The 16,295-nt window shown below is 70.7% G+C and carries 16 protein-coding genes and 2 pseudogenes; 10 read left to right on the top strand and 8 right to left on the bottom strand.

Translation table 11 applies throughout. The annotated features are described in order from the left end of the window. Positions 1–203: 203 nt before the first annotated feature. Together AOK01_RS45770 and AOK01_RS45765 are read right to left on the bottom strand one after the other, a co-directional pair. Positions 204–617 (bottom strand): annotated as a pseudogene (locus tag AOK01_RS45770) (MBL fold metallo-hydrolase); the annotation flags it as partial. A gap of 2 nt (positions 618–619) precedes the next feature. Then, positions 620–1,022: MBL fold metallo-hydrolase (locus AOK01_RS45765; protein ID WP_245702556.1), on the bottom strand; the 403-nt coding region annotated here is incomplete at its 3' end. 118 nt (positions 1,023–1,140) lie between these two features. Between AOK01_RS45765 and AOK01_RS35925 the strand changes: the two are divergent. Beyond that, positions 1,141–2,049: pseudogene (locus tag AOK01_RS35925) on the top strand (AraC family transcriptional regulator); the annotation flags it as partial. An 83-nt stretch (positions 2,050–2,132) separates the two neighbouring features. On the opposite strand, the gene AOK01_RS35920 reads toward AOK01_RS35925, so the two are convergent. Beyond that, positions 2,133–2,963 carry a helix-turn-helix transcriptional regulator gene (locus tag AOK01_RS35920; RefSeq protein WP_055519141.1) on the bottom strand — a complete coding sequence of 277 codons (831 nt, stop codon included), beginning with the start codon at positions 2,961–2,963 and terminating at the stop codon, positions 2,133–2,135. Between the two features lie 320 nt (positions 2,964–3,283). Between AOK01_RS35920 and AOK01_RS35915 the strand changes: the two genes are divergently transcribed. Beyond that, the gene (locus AOK01_RS35915) at positions 3,284–4,063 is read left to right on the top strand and encodes an SDR family NAD(P)-dependent oxidoreductase (RefSeq protein WP_055519139.1); all 780 of its coding nucleotides are present in this window, start codon (positions 3,284–3,286) and stop codon (positions 4,061–4,063) included. 6 nt (positions 4,064–4,069) lie between these two features. On the opposite strand, the gene AOK01_RS35910 is transcribed toward AOK01_RS35915, so the two are convergent. Then, entirely contained in the window at positions 4,070–4,579 is a 510-nt protein-coding gene (locus AOK01_RS35910) for a hypothetical protein (protein WP_055519137.1), read from the bottom strand. 102 nt (positions 4,580–4,681) lie between these two features. Between AOK01_RS35910 and AOK01_RS35905 the strand changes: the two genes are divergently transcribed. From AOK01_RS35905 to AOK01_RS43880, 3 genes are all read left to right on the top strand, one after another. After that, positions 4,682–5,374: a response regulator transcription factor gene (locus AOK01_RS35905; protein ID WP_055519136.1), complete on the top strand. Its 693-nt coding sequence runs from the start codon at positions 4,682–4,684 to the stop codon at positions 5,372–5,374. Then, positions 5,371–6,678 (top strand): sensor histidine kinase, encoded by a 1,308-nt coding sequence (locus AOK01_RS35900; protein WP_055519134.1) that lies wholly within the window; start codon positions 5,371–5,373, stop codon positions 6,676–6,678. Before AOK01_RS35905 ends, AOK01_RS35900 begins: the two co-directional genes overlap by 4 nt. Before the next feature lie 94 nt (positions 6,679–6,772). Beyond that, positions 6,773–7,294 carry a PepSY domain-containing protein gene (locus AOK01_RS43880; protein ID WP_157871637.1) on the top strand — a complete coding sequence of 174 codons (522 nt, stop codon included), beginning with the start codon at positions 6,773–6,775 and terminating at the stop codon, positions 7,292–7,294. 54 nt (positions 7,295–7,348) lie between these two features. Here AOK01_RS43880 and AOK01_RS35885 read toward each other — a convergent pair whose 3' ends face one another. Beyond that, positions 7,349–8,281 carry a helix-turn-helix domain-containing protein gene (locus tag AOK01_RS35885; RefSeq protein WP_063792920.1) on the bottom strand — a complete coding sequence of 311 codons (933 nt, stop codon included), beginning with the start codon at positions 8,279–8,281 and terminating at the stop codon, positions 7,349–7,351. A 264-nt stretch (positions 8,282–8,545) separates the two neighbouring features. Here AOK01_RS35885 and AOK01_RS35880 point away from each other — a divergent pair, with 264 nt between their 5' ends. From AOK01_RS35880 to AOK01_RS35870, 3 genes are all read left to right on the top strand, one after another. Then, entirely contained in the window at positions 8,546–9,496 is a 951-nt protein-coding gene (locus tag AOK01_RS35880; RefSeq protein WP_055519144.1) for an MBL fold metallo-hydrolase, read from the top strand. Next, positions 9,493–10,995 (top strand): carboxylesterase/lipase family protein, encoded by a 1,503-nt coding sequence (locus AOK01_RS35875; RefSeq protein WP_055519129.1) that lies wholly within the window; start codon positions 9,493–9,495, stop codon positions 10,993–10,995. The genes AOK01_RS35880 and AOK01_RS35875 overlap by 4 nt, the downstream gene beginning before the upstream one ends. Positions 10,996–11,156: 161 nt before the next feature. Then, entirely contained in the window at positions 11,157–11,942 is a 786-nt protein-coding gene (locus AOK01_RS35870; RefSeq protein ID WP_055519127.1) for a GNAT family N-acetyltransferase, read from the top strand. 96 nt (positions 11,943–12,038) lie between these two features. On the opposite strand, the gene AOK01_RS35865 is transcribed toward AOK01_RS35870, so the two are convergent. From AOK01_RS35865 to AOK01_RS35855, 3 genes are all read right to left on the bottom strand, one after another. After that, entirely contained in the window at positions 12,039–12,689 is a 651-nt protein-coding gene (locus AOK01_RS35865) for a hypothetical protein (protein WP_157871635.1), read from the bottom strand. 65 nt (positions 12,690–12,754) lie between these two features. Continuing rightward, positions 12,755–12,967 (bottom strand): 4-oxalocrotonate tautomerase family protein, encoded by a 213-nt coding sequence (locus AOK01_RS35860; RefSeq protein WP_055519124.1) that lies wholly within the window; start codon positions 12,965–12,967, stop codon positions 12,755–12,757. A 62-nt stretch (positions 12,968–13,029) separates the two neighbouring features. Next, complete coding sequence (locus AOK01_RS35855; RefSeq protein WP_055519123.1) at positions 13,030–13,806, bottom strand: SDR family oxidoreductase; 777 nt, start codon at positions 13,804–13,806, stop codon at positions 13,030–13,032. Between the two features lie 79 nt (positions 13,807–13,885). Between AOK01_RS35855 and AOK01_RS35850 the strand changes: the two genes are divergently transcribed. Continuing rightward, a complete protein-coding gene (locus AOK01_RS35850) occupies positions 13,886–14,755 on the top strand; it encodes a helix-turn-helix transcriptional regulator (RefSeq protein WP_055519121.1) in 870 nt (289 codons plus the stop codon). Positions 14,756–14,976: 221 nt separating this feature from the next. Next, complete coding sequence (locus AOK01_RS35845) at positions 14,977–16,269, top strand: ABC transporter substrate-binding protein (RefSeq protein ID WP_055519119.1); 1,293 nt, start codon at positions 14,977–14,979, stop codon at positions 16,267–16,269. Positions 16,270–16,295 lie beyond the last annotated feature (26 nt).

Genomic DNA, 16,295 nt, shown 5'->3' with positions numbered 1-16,295 from the left:
CCATCCACTGCCCCCCGCCCCCCACAACCACATCCACAACCACAACCACAACCGACAGCACCCGAACTCCGCCGCCCGGCAGCGGGCGTACTCAGTTTCCGGCGGCACCCCTGCCGCGAGCGTCGTGCGGCGCGGCCACCGAGGCGGACTGATCCGCCGTCACACCATCGGGGCGACAAGGCGGCGGTCGAAACTGCCGGCGCTCACTTCTTCGGGCCGGCTGTCGCCCAAGGGCCCAGCGCGAAGCCGTCACCGTCCCGTCGGACTTCCAGGGCGCCCGCACCACCGAAGTGCGCGGGGACGAGCAACTCCCGTTCGTCGGCCGCCCGCCCGAGAATGCGACGGCGACTGGCCGCCGCTTGTTCCGGGGCCAGGCAGGAACTGCTGTTGCAGCACGGCTCGATGATCTGCACCGGGCTGTGCAGCAGGTCTCCGGCGAAGACCGCCCGGTCGCTCCCGGACGCGAGGCGCAGCACGGACGAGCCAGGTGTGTGGCCGGGTGCGGACTCCAGGGTGAGGTGTTCGTCGATGGTGTGGAGGCCGTCCCACAGCACGGCCTGGCCGGCCTGATGGATGGGCCCGATGCTGTCCTCGTAGATCAGGCGGTCGACCGCCTGNNTGTTCCAGCCGACGTGATCGACGTGGAGGTGGGTGTTGACGACCACATCGACATCCTGCGGACGGACACCGGCCCTCGCCAGGAGATCGAGGAAATCCCCTTGGCACTGGTCGAAATAGGGCGCCATGCCCGGCCGGTCGCGCCCGTTGCCCGCTCCTGTGTCGACCAGGACGGTCCGCCCCGCGCTGCGCAGTATCCAGGACTGCAGTGCGATCACCGTCCTGTCGGTGTCCGGGTTCCAGTGGTCGGGTGCCAGCCAGTGCTCGTTGCCCTTCCACACATCGGCACCGACCTCCGGAAGGAAGTCGGACGTGGTCAGGAACGGTTCGTGCCACTCGACGACCCGGACGACCTCGACATCCCCCAGCACCATGCTCTGCACACGCTCGTTCTCGTTCACCATGAGATCGACCTTAAGAAGATCGAACAAGCTTTTCGATGCCTCTTGGTCTCATGAAAATGCGCCTGCGTCTCACACCTGCGTCTCACAGCCCATACACCTGGTGGCATACGCTGCACGGATGGATGTGGTGAGTGACACGATCTCCGCCATGCGGCTGGGTCGCCCCTCGTTCGACCGGGTGGGGATGAGCGGCAGCTGGTGCGTGCGCATGGCCCCGTACGACGGGGCGGGCTTCGCGGTCATCCTCAAGGGCGGCTGTTGGCTGCTGCCCGACGGTGGTCCGCCGGTGTCGCTCCATGTGGGCGACGCGGTGCTGCTTCCCCACGGCGCCGGCCATGTGCTCGCCGATTCCCCGGCCGATGCGGCTGCCATCGACGCGGCACCGACGCTCGACCAATGGTTCGCCGCGGCAGGAACACGGTCTCGGCCCGCTCACGGCGACACGGAGGTGCTGTGCGGCAAGTACCAACTCGACTCCAGCCGCATACACCCGCTCATGGCCGAAATGCCGAAGGTCGTCCACCTCCGCAACCAGATGGGCAGCCACCTCGAACTCCGCGCCGCGATCGACCTGCTCGCCGTGGAGCTCGGCCAGGGACGGCCCGGCTTCGGCATCGCGCTCCCGAACCTGCTCGACCTCCTGCTCGTCTACCTGATCCGCTCCTGGATCGCCGCGGACACCGGCGGAGTGTGGCCCCGTGTGCTGAGCGACCCGGTGACGGCCGCCGCCCTGCGGGCGCTGCACTCGGACCCGGCCGCCCCCTGGACCAACGACTGCCTGGCCGCGGTGGCGAGCGTCTCCCGCCCCACCCTGGCCCGCCGGTTCACCACCCTCGTCGGGCGTCCGCCGATGGCCTACCTCACCTGGTGGCGCTTGACCCTTGCCGCCACCCTGCTCCGCGACACCCCGGACACCCTGGCCACCATCGCCGGCCGAGTCGGCTACGGCAGTCCGTACGCGCTCTCCCACGCCTTCGAGAGGGAGTTCGGCATCACCCCGGGGCGGTATCGCGCCCGCGCCGCGGGCCGATCCGACCGCACCGCAGACCCTCGACCGACGTCAGAACGACGCCAGGACGTCAGAACGACGTCAGCACAAGGTGAGGTCGGCTATCCGGTGAGCGCCTGGGTCCCCACGACGGCGAGGAGCGCGAGGCGTTCGGCGTCCTGAGTGCCGGGTTCGGCTGTGTAGACCATGATGCGCAGGTCGTTGCCGGCGACGCCGAGCACGTCGCAGTCCAGTGTGAGGGCGCCGACGTGGGGGTGGTCGATGGTCTTGCGGGCGGACTGGTGCCGGCCGACGACCCCGGACTCCCAGAGTTCGTCGAACTCGGCGCTCGCGGCGCGCAGTTCGGAGACCAGGTGCTGCAGGCGCTGATCGGCCGGGTAGCGGCTCGCTGTGCTGCGCAGGTCGGCGACCTGTGCGGTACGCAGTGCACCCAGGGATTCGGGGGTGTGGCGTACGCGGGTGCCGGCGCCGAGGAAGTTGCGCCATACGGCGTTGAGGTCATTGCCGTGCCACTCCCCCAGCAGTGCCGTGTAGAGGGGGTTGGCGAGCAGTTGGGTCCATGCGGCGTCGAAGACCGCGACGGGAGTGCCGGCGAGCCGATCCATCATCCGGCGGACGCTGGGCGTGATGTACGCCGAGACCGTGTCAGGGCCCGGCAGAACGAGTCCGGCGAGCTGGAAGAGGTGGGCGCGGCCGCCTGTCGAGAGGCGCAGCGCCCGGGCGAGGGCTTCGACGACCTGTGCGGAGGGGTTGGTCGCCCGGCCCTGTTCGAGGCGGGTGATGTAGTCGACGGAGATTCCGGCCAGCTGGGCCAGCTCTTCGCGCCGCAGCCCCGCGGCACGCCGGTGTCCGCCCACGGGAAGGCCCACCGTGCCGGGTGAGACCTGGTCGCGCCAGCGTCGGAGAGCCGCACCGAGTTCTGTCGTCGCCATGCCGGACAGTGTGCCTTATGAGCCGGAACAGGTGCCTGGTACTGGTAGTCCTATGAAGGCGGGTCTCCTACCTGTTCCCGCGTTTTGTCTTCATCGTGGAGGCATGACATCAACGGGAACGTCCACAGACCCCACGGCGGGCCGGACCGGACTGCCGAAGCCGTCCGGCGCCCATGCCAATGCCAATGCCAATGCCGACATCAATGCCAACGCCGGCGCCCCTGCCAGTGCCCGCGCCGCCAGTGCCAGGACGAAGTGACCTCGCTTCTCAGGAGCCGTATTCCGGCCACCGCGGCCGGCAACTCGAAGGAACAGCACCCATGAGCAACCTCGCACTCGTCACCGGCGCCACCTCGGGTATCGGCAAGGCGTTCGCCGAGCGGCTCGCCGCCGACGGCTACGACCTGGTGATCGTCGGCCGGCGGCAGGAGCGGCTCGAAGAATTCGTCGACGCCCACCCCGAGGTCGAGGTCCAGCCCGTCGTGGCCGACCTGTCCACCGACGCAGGCATCGACACCGTCGCCAGTATCTGTGCCGCCGAGCCCCTGACCCTGCTGGTGAACAACGCGGGCGTGTCCCACTACATGCCGCTCGCCGACCTGCCCGCCGACAAGGCCCGCGAACTGGTCAACGTCAAGGTTCTCGCTCCCACCCTGCTCTCCCGCGCCGCGGTCGCCGGCATGCGGGACCGGGGCCGGGGCGCCATCATCAACGTGGCCGGAATGATCGCCTTCAGCGGTCCCGCCCCGCACTCCCAGATGCCCCGCCGGGCCGTCTACGCCGGCACTCTCGCCCACCTCGTCGCCATGTCCCAGACCCTCAGCGCCGAACTGGAAGGAACCGGCGTCCAGGTCGAGGTCGTATGTCCCGGAGTGGTGGCCACCGAGTTCCACGAGCGCCAGGGCCTCGACATGAGCGTCGTGCCCCGCATGAGCGCCGAGGACCTCGTCACCGGCGCCCTGCGCGGTCTGGAACTCGGTGAAGTCGTCTGCGCCCCCGGTGTCGAGGACGCCGGCCTTCTCGACACCGTCTTCCAGGCCGACCTGGCGGCTTTCGGCGGCCAGAGCCCCGAACTCGCCACCCGCTACCGGGCCGGCTGACCCCGCTCAGTCGTCCTGCTTCCACGATCCCGCGGGAATGCCGTTCACACAGCGCACACGGAGTTCGACCTTGCCTGCGGTGCCCTCGAACTTCACCTCGGCGTGTTCGTCGTCGGGGCCCGGGTCCGCGCTCTCCACCCCGTACCCCTGCGCGGGAGCCCACGACAGCAACCGCACTGTCGCTCCTTCGCATACGGCGATGGCCGTCCCGCCCGGGGTGGAGAGCGTCTTTCTGCCCGACGCGGCCGTGGGAGTGGGAGTGGCCGTGGGAGTGGGTGTCCGGCTGTCGGGCGGCGTGCTCGGCGACGCCGGGCCCGTCCCCTGGCCGGGGGAGGGCGACGGTGCGGCCTTCGCCGCGTCGAGCTGCCGCTCGACCTGCTCCGAGGTGAGCGCCTTGCCGTCGGTGGAGCCGGTGATCCCGTCGCCGATGATCTCGACGGCGGCCAGTCCGGTGAGCGTGGCGGCCACGGCGGCGGCCGTCCAGCCGGCCAGGGCGAGGAACGTACGGGAAGGCATGCGTACGACTATGCCCCGGCTGTCGATAAGGAGAGCACCGGGGAAACCTAAGGGACGGTTAACGAGGCGGGCAGGACGGATCGCTCGGATAGCGTGCCTGCTGTGGTACATCTGCTGATAGTCGAAGACGACCCCACGATACGGACGCCGCTGATCCGTGCCCTGCGCGAGCGCGGTCACGCCGTCGCCGCCGCGCACACCGCGATGGGCGGGTTGCAGACCGCGCTGGACGAGCGTCCGGATCTCGTGGTCCTCGACCTCGGCCTGCCCGACCTCGACGGCATCGAACTGCTGCGCATGCTGCGGGCGGTCAGTCCGGTACCGGTCATCATCGCGACGGCGCGGGACGACGAGCCGGAGATCGTCCGGGCCCTCGACGCCGGCGCCGACGACTACGTGGTGAAGCCTTTCACCGCCGCACAGTTGGAGGCACGGATCAGGGCGGTGCTGCGGCGTGGCGCCGCCTCCCGGGAGCCCGCGGCAGCCACCGTCGTCGGTGACCTGCGCATCGACCCGGGCACCCGCGAGGTGACCCTTGCCGGCACCGTCCTCGACCTCACACCCCGCGAGTTCGACCTCCTCCACCATCTGGCCGGCCGGGCCGGACAGGTCGTCACCAAGCGGGAACTGCTCACCGAGGTGTGGCGGGTGCCGTACGGAAGCGCCGACAAAACCGTGGACGTGCACCTGTCCTGGCTGCGCCGCAAGCTCGGCGAGAGTGCGCAGGACCCCCGCTATCTGCACACCGTACGAGGTGTCGGCGTCCGGCTGAGCGCGCCCGCGGACCGTCCATGAGGCGCCGCCTGACCCTGCTCGTCGCGGCCACCATGTGCCTGGCGCTCCTCGCGTTCGTCGTGCCGCTGGCCCTGTTGCTGCGTACGGTCGCGCAGGACCGTGCCGTCGCCACCGCAGCCGCCGACGCGCAGAGCCTCGTCTCGCTGGTGGGAACCGCGGACCCGGACACCCTGCGGATCAGCGTCGAGCACATGGCCGCCGGAGCCCGGGGCCCGCTCACCGTCTTCCTCGCCGACCGGTCGGTCCTGGGCAGCCGGGCCCCGCGGACCAGCGCGGTGCGGCTCGCGGCCCTGGCCGGAGTCAGCCGGACCGTGGAACGGCCCGACGGGCGCGAGATCGTGGTGGCCGTGCTGGGCCGCCCGGACGGCACTGCCGTCATCCGTGCCTTCGTGCCCGCCGCCGAACTGACCCGCGGGGTCACGCGGGCCTGGCTGGTACTCGCCGGTCTGGGCGTCGCGCTCCTGCTGCTCGGCCTGCTCGTCGCCGACCGGCTCAGCCGTGCCCTGGTGAGCCCCATCACGGAGCTGTCCGCCGTGTCCCACCGGCTCGCGCGGGCCGACCTCACGGCTCGCGCGCGTCCACAGGGACCGCCGGAACTGCGCCAGGTCGCCGGGGCCCTCAACCATCTCGCCGACCGGATCCAGGAACTGCTGCGCGAGGAACGCGAGCAGGTCGCGGACCTGTCCCACCGCCTCCGGGCGCCGCTGACCTCGCTGCGCCTGGAGGCCGAGTCACTGGCTGGCACCGACGCGACCCGGATCGCCGCGCGCGTGGACGCCATGGAACGGGCGGTCACCGGCCTCATCGACGAGGCTCGACACCGCCGGGAGGCGGACGCGTACGCGGTGTGCGAGGCGGCCTCCGCGCTTCGCGAGCGGGTGGCGTTCTGGGCCGTGCTGGCCGAGGACACCGGCCGGGCCGTCACCCTGGACGTCACGGTGGAAGGACCCCTGCCGGTCGGCGTCCCCGCCGACGAGCTCGCCGCAGCCGTGGACGCGTTGCTGGGCAACGTGTTCGCCCACACTCCCGACGGCACCGCCTTCTCGGTCTCCCTGGCGCCCCGCACCGGCGGCGGAGCCCTCCTGACGGTGGCGGACGACGGCCCCGGCCTGTCGGCGGACCTGGCCGAGCGGGGCGCCAGCCGCGGCGGATCCACCGGTCTCGGCCTGGACATCGCCCGCCGGGTCGCCCAGTCCAGCGGCGGGCGCATGGACCTGTCGGCCGGCCGGACGGGCGGCGCCCGGGTGACGCTGGAACTGGGACCGCCTGTTTCCCCGCCCGCTTCCCCGCCCGCTTCGTCGTGACCGCCTTAGCCCGCTCTTAGCACTGCCGCAGCGCGGCGTTGTCCCGGCGCGCGCGAACCTCTCTCCATCACAGGGCATTCACAGGAGGTTCGCCATGAAGCGCATATCACTCGTCCTGCTCACTTCGGGAGCGCTCGTCGCCGCGATCACCGGCACCGCTCTCGCGGGAGGGAGCGACGACACGTCTCCGCCCCGCAGCGCGTCGTCGGCGTCTGCCTCGTCCGTACCGTCCCTCGGTGTGCCGACCGCGTCTTCGTCCGCGCCGTCGTCCGGCTCACCGTCCCAGTCGCCTACGGCGGTTCCGACGGCCGACGACACGGCAGGACCGGCCTCAACCGCTCCCGCGAGCCGGTCGGTGGGCGGCCGACGCGCCGGGGAACTCGCGCTCTCTCATGTGGGCGGCGGAACCCTCACCGAGGTCGAGGCCGAGATGGAGCACGGCCGCGCCGTATGGAGTGTGAAGATCGTCAAGGACGGCGTCCGGTACGAGGTGCATGTCGACCGGAGCAGCGGCGCGATCACGCGGTCGCGGACCAAGGCCGACGACGACCGCGGCGGGCACCACGCCGAAGACAGGGACGGGGACGAGGGCCGTCATGGTCGGCACCACGGCTGAGTGACCCTCCCAGTACCTTCAGTACCTTTCCAGGGCAGCGCACCCGGCCGGTGCTCAAGGCGTCCGACAGCGACCTGGCGACGGACTGCCGCTTCGGGCATCGGCCACGGGACACTCGCGCTCGCGGCGAACCTCCGGGGCGGTCGCCTGGGAGAGCAGGCGAAGGGCTGCCTGCGACGGGGAACCGGGTTCGGCGAGGCCGAGCACGATGTGCCGTTCCTCGCCGCGCGGTGGACGCATGCTCTGCTGTGTCACGACGAGGCTGCCGACCAGCGGGTGATTCATCTCGTACACCGCGGAGTCACAGGGGCTGACCTTGTGATCGGCCCACATGGCGGCGAACTCCGCACTCTTCATGGCGAGTTCGCCGACGAGTGAGGTGAGCAGCGCATCGTCCGTATGACGGCCGGCCGTCATACGGAGGTTCTCGACAACGGCCCTGGCCTTCCTCGGCCAGTCGGCGTAGAGCGCGCGGGTGTGGGGGTCGAGGAAGATCAGCCGGGGCAGGTTGGGGCGGTTGTCGGGGTCCATGGGGCCGGCCGGGTCGATGTGGGAGGCGAACAGCGCGTGCCCCATCCGGTTCCAGGCCAGTACGTCACCGCGTCGCCCGCTGACGAGGGCGGGGACGTCACCGAAAGCCTCCAGCAGGCCGAAGATCGACGCGTCGACGTGCTCGGCAGGCGGACGACGGGCGACCGCTCGCCGCCTCGCGCTGCCTGCCAGGTCGTGGAGGTGACGTTGCTCGGCCTCGTCCAGGTGCAGCGCGCGGCCGATGGCGTCGAGGATTTCCGGCGAGGCCCCCACCGACTGGCCCTGTTCCAGGCGTGTGTAGTACGAGGAACTCACGCCGGCCAGCAGCGCCAGTTCTTCGCGTCGCAGGCCCGGCACCCGGCGCCGGTCTCCGTAGTCCGGCAGCCCGACGTCTTCCGGACGCAGCTGAGCCCGCCGCGTCTGCAGAAAGTCGCCGAGTTCTCGCTGTCCGCTCATGAGACCAGTATGTGGCCGCACGGGGCCGGGAACCTGACCCGCTCAGGGGTAGGCACGACCAGGTCTGGTTCGGCCGCCGCGATGGCGCTGACATTGGTCCCGCACCGTTCACCCGTCGCGGCCCGGGGCAGGGCCCCGCGCACCGCACGTCTCGTAAGGACGACCAGGATGACCAGCAGGACCAGCAGGACCGAGGCAGCCGGCAGGACCGCGGCAGCAGACACCGCCGATCCGTCCGCGGACACCTCGCACGGGGGACCGGCCGTGGACGCCATCACTCTGGGCGACGTCACTCTCACCCGGGTCTGGGAGCGTTTCGGGCCCGTGGACATGACCCCCGAGGAGTTCTTCCCGGAGAGCCCGTCGAACGCGTGGGAGGAACACCGCCCCCTGCTGGTTCCGGACTTCCTGGGTGACGAGAAGCGGATCGTCAACTCGGCGATCCAGACCTGGCTGCTGCGCAGTGAGGGCAGGACCATCCTCGTCGACACCGGCGTGGGCAATCACAAAGAGCGCCCGTACGCCCCGGTGTGGAGCCGGATGAACACCGGTTTCCTGGACAATCTCGCCCGCGCCGGAGTTCAGCCGGAGGACGTGGACATAGTGATCAACACGCATCTGCACATCGATCACGTCGGCTGGAACACGGTCCTCGACGGCCGGAGCTGGGTTCCCACCTTTCCGAACGCCACCTACCTGATGCCGAAGGACGACTTCGAGTTCTGGAACCCGGAGAACAACCACAGGACGGTGCTCGGCCGCGGCAACCAGAACGTCTTCGAGGACAGCGTGGCCCCGGTGCACCGGGCCGGCCAGACACTGCTGTGGGAGAACAGCCACCGGATCGACGCCGGCCTGCGCCTGGACGCCGCTCCCGGACACACGCCCGGCTCCTCCGTACTGACCCTCACGTCCGGGACCGATCGCGCCGTGTTCGTCGGTGACCTGCTGCACAACCCGGTGCAGATCTTCGAACCGGACGCCAACAGCTGCTTCTGCGAGGACCCGGCGGAGGCGCGCGCCACCCGCCGCAAGATCCTGGGCTGGGCGGCCGACAACAACGCGCTCGTCATCCCCGCGCACCTGGGCGGCCACGGTGCCGCACACGTGGTGCGCGACGGCGACAAGTTCGCCGTCAAGGGCTGGGCCCCCTTCGACCCGTACCCCTCGGCCCCGGCCACCGAGCAGGCCGAGACCCGCGGAGCACTGCTGTGAACCGTCGCACCGACTCCGTCGTGACCACGGCGCAGGGAGCCGTCCGCGGCCTGCGCCAGGGCGACACCGCCGTCTTCCTCGACATTCCCTACGCCGCTCCTCCCCGCGGTGCCGGCCGGTTCGCACCGCCGCGGCCGCACGAGTCCTGGGACGGCGTACGGGACGCCACCGCGCCAGGACCCAACGCACCCCAGTCCGCGCGCGAGCTCGGCAGCGTGGACATGTCCCCCTACTTCGGGGCCGGTTGGAGTCGTGGGGAGGACTACCTCACCGTCAACGTCTGGACGCCCGAAGCCACCGGCGGTGGCCTGCCCGTCATGGTCTTCGTCCACGGCGGTGGGTTCGTCGCCGGATCGACACGGTCCGCGCTGTACGACGGCTCCGCCTTCGCCCGCGACGGCGTCGTCCTCGTCACCCTCAACTACCGGCTCGGTATGGCCGGGTTCCTCGACATTCCCGGAGCTCCCGCCAACCGCGGTCTGCTCGACGTCGTGGCCGCGCTGCGCTGGGTGCGGGAGAACATCGCCGCGTTCGGAGGTGATCCGCACAACGTCACCCTCTTCGGCCAGTCGGCGGGGGCGACCATCGTCGGGGGCATCCTCGCCGCTCCCGCGGCCGCCGGCCTCTTCCGCCGGGTGATCGTCCAGAGCGGCAGCGGCCTGGGCGCGTTCACGACCGAGCAGGCAGCCCGCGTCACCAGCGCGGCAGCGAGGGCTCTGGGCATCGAGCCGCACGTCGACGCCTTCGCGGAGGTCTCCGACGAACGCCTGGTCGAGGCCGCCTCGGCACTCGCGGGCATCGATCTGCGGACCGCGGCACACCGCGACCCGCTGATCGGCCTCAGCCCCTTCGGCCTGGTCCTCGACACCCAGCCCGCCGAAGCCGTCGCGGCGGGTCTGAGCTCGGACGTCGACCTGCTCGTCGGAACCAACACGGAGGAGGGAAACCTCTATCTGGTTCCCGTGGGCGCCTACGCCACCTCGACCGCCAGGGACGTCGACGACGCGGCGGCGAGGGCGCATCACGATCCGGCGCAACTCGTCGAGACGTACCGCGGGACCCGCCCGGGAGCGGGCTTCGGGGAGCTGCGGTCCGCCATCATGGGTGACGCGCTGTTCGGCGCGGGCAGTTGGGCCCTGGCCGACGCACACGCCGACCACGCCACCCACGCCGGGTCCGCCACCTTCCGCTACGAGTTCGCCTGGCGCTCCCGCGCCCTGGACGGACAACTGGGCGCCACCCACGCGATGGAGCTGCCCTTCGTCTTCGATCTCGCGGAGCTTTCCCAGTTGCGGGGCGCCCGTGCCCTGCTCGGTCCCGACAGGCCGCCCACGGATCTCGCCGCCCGTGTGCACGCGGCATGGGTCCGGTTCGCCAGGACCGGCGATCCCGGCTGGGACCGGTACGACACCGAGCACCGGGCCACCATGCGTATCGACGCGGAGTGGAGCCAGGTCGACGACCCTCGCAGCCGGGAACGACAGGCCTGGCGGCTCTGACGCCCCGGCTCAGGTGCCGGTCGGGCGGTACAGGTAGTACAGGTACGCCTTCCGGTTCGGTCGCCATCTTGTCCTCGGCGGCAGTTGACTCGCTGTCCTCCTGGGAGCGTGACGCGTAGGCAACTCACCGAAGCCGGAGGCGAGTTCAATACAATCCCGACATGAAAGCTGCCGAGCCGGTCGCCACGTCCATCCATGAGCTCCTTCCGCAGATGGCCAACCTCCGAGCTCATTGGCTCGCCTGGGGCGGTTCGAGCGGACTCGACGCCGACCACGCCGTCTACCGCAGTGGCCTCCGGCACAGACTGCTCAACGGCGTGCTGAGGGTGCGCGAGCGCCCGGTGGAAGACGCGGCCGCCGAGGCGGAGAAGCAGTTGAGCGGCTTGCCGTGGCGATGGTGGATAGGACCGGACAGCGATCCCGGCGTGGCGCATGCGCTGGAGGGACGGGGCTACGCCCGAGTCGGCAGCATGCCGATCATGGCCGCGCGGCTCGACAAGGTGCCCGAGCCGCCTCTCCCGGCCGGACTCACCGTCGAGCGCGTCGATGTCTCCGAGGGCCCGGCGGACTACGTCGATGCCTATGCGTCGTCGTTCGGCGTCGGCCCCGATCTGCGGGACGCGGTCATCGACGCCGAAGCCGGTCTACGCACCGACCTCGGTCTTCTTGTCCGGCTCGTGGGGCGAATCGACGGACGCGCGGTGGCCACGTCGGCGGTACTCGTCAGCAACGGCGTGGCCGGTCTCTACTGGATCGGCACCGATCCCGCCTACCGCGGACGAGGCATCGGTGCGGCGCTCACCGCAGCCGCGATGGCGGTCGGACGCGAACACGGGATGTCCGTCTGCACGCTGCAGGCCAGCAGCCAGGGGCTGCCTGTCTACAGCTGGCTGGGATTCGTGCAGGTGAGCGAGGTGGTGCTGTACTCACCGCCATCGGTCTCCTGACGTAGGCGCCGATCGGCAGGTAAGGCCCGATGGCCTTCGGGTCCCGCCCCCGCACAGGGACGGGACCCGAAGACCGATCACGACAGCACGCAGGCCCTAGTCGAAGTCGTAGGAGATGAAAGCGAGGCAGACGACCGTGCCGTCCTCCTCCAGGGCCTCGTAGCCGTCTCGTTCCTCTCCGTCAACCGGGAAGAACAGGGCGTTGCCACCGCGGTCCGGGTCGATGACGATCTCGGCGTAGTTGACCCGGCGGCCTTCGTCGGCGCCGGCCGCGATGATCCGCTTGGCCTCGCGGAGATCGGCCTCGGCGTCGCGGCCCCTGATGCTCACCGGATCGAACGGCTCGCTGCACAGGACCGCGTACCCGTCCACCGGCGCCGGTTCATAGCCGCCGTACCCCTCATCCCACTCGGCGGCGATGATCCGGGCGGGATCCGCCAGCGGCAGGACGACCATGCTGACCCGGGCTTCCGCCGGTCCGTCGCCCGCCTCGGACCAGTGGAAGCCCGCGTACACCGGAACCCGGCCGGGGCCGGGGAGCAGGTTCTCGTGGACCCACCTACCGGCGTTGGTCGCCATCCCGTACCAGGTGACCTGCCCGGCCAGTGCCAACTCTCCTACGCACGCGAACCATTCCGGCCGTGCCATCACGCCGTTCCGGTTGACGTGATCCGCCCACCGCCACAGCAGGGCGTCCATGGCGGCCGTAGGGGTGGCGGAAACCGGCGAATCCTCTGCTGCTGTCATGGCGATCAGCATGGCAGGGAGGTCTGACAGTCCCTCGCCGCAGCCAAGGAACGGTGCGGCCGGGGTCAGGAGTCGTCGCCGTTGAGCATGGCGGCGGTCAGGACGTTGCCGCCGACGCCCCAGCCGCCGTCCTCGACCTCGTCGACGAGAACGACGGTGGTGGCGCGGGCCCGGTCACCGTAGATCTCGGCGTACAGGTCGGTGGTGCGCTCGACGATCTTCTTCTTGTCCTCGGCGGTGAGGGTGCCTGCGGGGACCTTGAAGTTGGCGAAAGGCATGACTGTTTCTCCTTGTGTCGGTTGCTTCGTGAGGGGTGCCGTGCCGGTGTCAGGCTGCGTCGTCAGACCATGCCTCCGTTGGCCCGCAGGATCTGGCCGTTGACCCAGTGCCCTTCCTCGCTGGTGAGGAAGGCGACCACCTGGGCGATGTCCTGCGGTGTGCCCAGCCTCTCCAGCGGCGGGACCTTGGCGAGCTGGTCCACCTGCTCGGGAGTCTTGCCGTCGAGGAACAGCTCCGTGGCCGTGGGCCCGGGGGCGACGGTGTTCACGGTGATGTCCCGTCCTCTCAGCTCGCGGGCGAGGATCAGCGTGATCGACTCGACGGCGCCCTTGCTCGCCGCGTACGCGCCGTAAGCGGGGAACTGAGTGCCGACCACCGAAGTCGACAGCCCCACGAACGAGCCCCCGCCGCGCAGCCGACGGGCGGCCTGCTGCGCGACGACGAACGTGCCGCGGATATTGGTGCGGTGCACGGCGTCGAGCACCGTCAGGTCGAGGTCGGCGATGGTCGACAGAGCGAGCCGGCCGGCGGAGTTCACGACGACGTCCACGCCGCCGAACTCCTGCTCCGCCCGGTCGAACAGTGCGGCGACCTCCTTCTCCTCCGCCACATCCGCCCGGAAGGAGATCGCCCGCCCGCCGGCGGTGGTGATCGCGGACACCGTCTCCTCGGCGGCAGCCGCGTCGCGGGTGTAGTTCACCACGACGGCCAGGCCGTCGTGGGCGAGCTTCTGGGAGATCGCCCGGCCGATACCGCGTGATCCGCCGGTGACGACGGCGACCCGCGGTGGCACCGGTGAGGGCACCGGCGGTGCTGGAGTGGTGTGGTTCGTGGTCATGTCCTCCACCTTGCGTGACCCCTGACGGCGGAGCCAGGGGATGTCATCCCCTGTGTCCCCGGCCCCGGCCGGGCGCACAATGGCGGGCATGGGTTCTGCGAAGTACACGGAGCTGGGTGCCTTCCTGCGGTCGCGGCGTGAGCGCATCCGCCCGGCCGACATCGGGCTCCCGTCCGGTCCCCGGCGCCGTGTCCCCGGGCTGCGCCGTGACGAAGTCGCCCAGCTCGCCGGGGCATCGGTGGACTACTACAACGAGCTCGAACGCGGAGCCGGTTCGCAGCCCTCCGAGCAGATGGTCGCCGCGCTGGCCCGCGCGCTGCGGCTGAGCGCGGACGAGCGTGACTACCTCTACCGCCTGGCGGGGCGACCGGTACCCGTGCAGGGCGGGGCCGCCTCGCACGTCCACCCCGGAATGCTCGACCTGCTCGGGCGCCTGACCTCCACCCCCGCACAGGTCATCACCGACCTGCACGTCACCCTCGTACAGAACCCGCTCGCCGTGGCGCTGCTCGGGGACCACTCCGGTCTGCGGGGTCCTCGGGCCAGCTTCGTCCACCGGTGGTTCACCGAGTCCGACGCCCGGCGCCAGTATCCCGAGGCCGACCATGAGAGCCAGTCCCGCGCCTTCGTCGCCGATCTGCGTGCGGCAGCCGCGCGCCGGGACGCCAAGGACGTCGAAGCCGCCTCGATGATCCGGGCGCTGCTCAACGCCTCCTCCGAGTTCGCCGCCCTGTGGGCCGACCACGACGTGGCGTTCCGGCGCGACGACCGCAAGCGTCTCCACCACCCCGCGCTCGGCCTGATCGAGGTCAACTGCCTCAACCTGTTCAGCGAGGACGGCCGGCAGCGACTGCTCTGGTTCACGCCCGCGGTCGGCACCGACAGCGCCGATCTCCTCGACCTGCTCGCGGTCATCGGCACCCAGGCCCTCGCCGAACCGACGCACTGAGGGCCGCGAGGGAGACGGCTCCCCCGGCCGGCCCGACCGCCCTCGCCGGCCCCCTTCCCGATCCCCCTTCCTGGCCTCCCTTCCTGGTCCTGGCCACTTTCCCTCCAGGTCTTGACCTCGCGCGTAACCCCTCCTAAAGTCCTCGCACTCTCGCAGGTACATCGATTAACCACTCGTTAACCCGTCACCCGGTTAACCGCCATGGTTGGAGAAACCCCGCTGTGCGCCCACCGCTGACTCGGCGCGGCTTCCTCGCCGCCGGTTCCGGCCTCACGGCCGCGACCGCCCTGCCCGCTCTGTCCGGCTGTTCCGCGCTGGTCGCGGCGGACTCCGACCCCGACACGCTCGTCGTGCACAGCCAGCTGGGCACCACCGCGCCGGGATCGCCCACCTATCTGGCGTCCCTGGACCGCTTCCGCCGGGAGAACCCGGGGCTCAAGGTCAAGAACCTCGTCAACGGCGACGACCTCGCCCAGGTCTACGAAACCTCCCGGCTGGCTCGTAAGGAACCGGACGTCGTCATGGTCAACCTCTACGACAAGACCCTGGCCTGGACGGACGTCGGCGCCACGGTCGATGTCAAGGACTACCTCGACGACTGGGGGCTGCGCGAGCGGGTGCTGCCGGTGGCCCTGGACGCCTGGACCGACGGCGAGGGCCGGCTGCGGGCCTTCCCCTACTTCGCCACCAACTGGCCGGTCGCCTACAACAGGGCGCTCCTGGACAAGGCGGGCGTGGACGAGATCCCGGTCACCGGCGACCAGTTGATCGCCGCGGCCCGCAGACTGCGGGCCAAGGGCATCGGCCCCGTCACGACCGGCGGCAACGACTGGACCGGGCAGAAGCTCCTCGCCCAGATCATCCAGACCTTCCTCACCGAGGACGAGGCCCGGCACGTCTACTCCACCGGCGACTTCAGCGGCAGCAGGGGCGCGAAGGACGGCATCGAGTACTTCGTCGAACTGCGCGACGCCGGAGTGTTCGTCGACAAGGCCCAGGGCCTGACCTCGGACTCGATGACCACGCAGTTCAACACGGGGGCCGCCGCCATCCAGTCGGCGATGTCGTCGGCGCTCGCGAAGGTGCCCGAGTCCCTCGCACGCCACACGGACGTGGCCGGCTGGCCACTCGCCGAGGGCGCCGCCCACGACCGGCCGACGATCCTGCGCACGTACACCCTGATCGGGTTCTGGATCAGCCCGAACGGCACGAAGAAGATCGACGCCATCGAGAAGTTCCTGCGTTTCATGTACCGCCCCGACACCGTGTCGCGGTTCATCAAGGAGAGCGGCCGTGACATGGCGCTGCGCTCCGACACGGTCAGTACGGACTTCCCGCTGGTCGCGGCCGCCCAGCGGCTGGGGGACGACGTCAGCCAGGTCCTGCTGCCCGACGTGTACGTCCCGCCGACGGCGACCCAGCCGCTCATCACCGCGACCAGTACGTCCTTCACCCGCGGCACCGGCGCGGCGAAGGTCCGCGCCGCGCTCGAAGCCGCGTACCGCTCCGCGTGACCTTCCCGCCCCCGCCCGCCTCCCCG

The sequence above is a fragment of the Streptomyces aurantiacus genome, assembly GCF_001418335.1.
Taxonomy (GTDB): domain Bacteria; phylum Actinomycetota; class Actinomycetes; order Streptomycetales; family Streptomycetaceae; genus Streptomyces; species Streptomyces aurantiacus.
This window is presented reverse-complemented; position numbering and strand designations above follow the sequence as displayed.